General features: G+C 55.6%; 1 pseudogene. It reads right to left on the bottom strand.

The annotated features are described in order from the left end of the window. Window positions 1-311: pseudogene (locus FNJ47_RS45970) on the bottom strand (YbgC/FadM family acyl-CoA thioesterase); the annotation flags it as partial. Window positions 312-1,572: the final 1,261 nt, after the last annotated feature.

A 1,572-nucleotide genomic window follows, 5' to 3' on the forward strand; every position in this document is an offset into this window, starting at 1 on the left:
CGATCGACGCGCCCCTCACCTCTTGCGGGACCGTGACGACGTCGAGCAGGTCGTCCAAGATCGCCGGTCTTAGAAAATCGATTGTCATCGAACGGACAACGAAGGCAAAGCCGGGCGCATCGGTCTGCGCGTCGTTGAGCAGCCTTGCTGATTGGTTCCGAGTAGGCGCAAGTAATTCGTTCTGCCGCGTTCCATGAAGCGCAAAAAAACGCATGATAAACAATCTGGCCGGCGTCGGTATCTTCGAAATAAACGCGGACCTGCAAATGATGGCGGCCGTCACGAATTTCGCCATCAAGAGAGACTGTCACAGAACGGTTCCCGTTAATGCGCTTCTGAGACGAATTGTCTTGCACAGAGGCGCCTTCCTCAGCAAGCGCCAATCGTCTTGGGCGGGGCGGCGCTATGGTCCGCAAGATGCCGGCTTTCGTACGCGATTCAACTACGCCTCGAATGTTACTGAGCAAGTCAAAATCACGGACTGGCGTTGGCCAGGACTTGCTTCCTTCGCAAATTTGAGTGGTTGCGGGAGGGCGAAACCATCAGAACTGCGGATGCAAAAAGGCCGCCCGATTAGGGCAGCTGATCTGCGATTCGGTATCGCAATTTAGGTTGGTTGCGGGGACACGCAACACCGACTATTGCGATTGGTCCAACAAGAAATCCCCCGGCTTGCATGAGGGTCGGAACCCGCGACCCCGGTTCATCCGCGGCTTCTGGCCGGACAGGTGTGATCCAGTTCATATTGCCGGAGATGCACGATTGTTACGTTGGGAGTGCCCGGCGGCGCAGATACGATTGGCGGCGATCCTGGCACTTATCATATACGATCACGCCGGGGGATGTGGAAGAACAAATCGCCGGCTAAAGCCGAGCGCACCAAGATTGTCGTCGCTTATCGTGGCCAATGCCTGTCGGAAGCGTCCGTCAAAGTTGTCAAGGGAGGACCCTAGATGCGCTACGCTCAAATGCTCGGACGATTTCTCTGGAGCAAAATGGGGCTTGCCAGGTTTGCACTGCAAAAGCATTTCTTTTCTCAGTCGCCGCATGGTTTTCCTCGTTGTTTGTGGCCGGAACGGCTTGGTACCTGATCGTTGCCTCGGCAGCGGCCTTAACAACGATATGGGTGTTACATGTTTTCGCGTACGCCATTAAAGTTGATGCGCGAGAGAGCAGATCCGCAATGGCAGGTCGGCGAAAGATCCTGCTCCTAGCTAGAGCACTCGCCGTTACTGCAGCAGGATCTGCTATCCCCGGAAAAGCGTTCGCGATGGGTTCATGTGGCAGTTGCGGTGCCGGCCGAACCGATTACCATTGCTGGCGCGATGGTTATGACGGACATTGCTATAAGTGCCGCAGTTGCGGATCAGATTGCGAAGACAACGTTTGTTAGCGGTTCGTACGAGCGCGAATATCCCGCCCGGTCTGGCATCCCTCGACTGGGGAATACTGTCGATGTCGCTACCGCGACCGAGTCCAAGATGTGACGCAGCGAGAGGCTGTGTCGTCGCACTATGCGCTTACTTGGTTAGTGTATTCATTATTTCCACCGTCATCCTTCCAGCGCAGGCA

Origin of the sequence: Bradyrhizobium uaiense (assembly GCF_010811875.1) — a bacterium.
In the GTDB taxonomy this organism is placed as follows: domain Bacteria; phylum Pseudomonadota; class Alphaproteobacteria; order Rhizobiales; family Xanthobacteraceae; genus Bradyrhizobium; species Bradyrhizobium uaiense.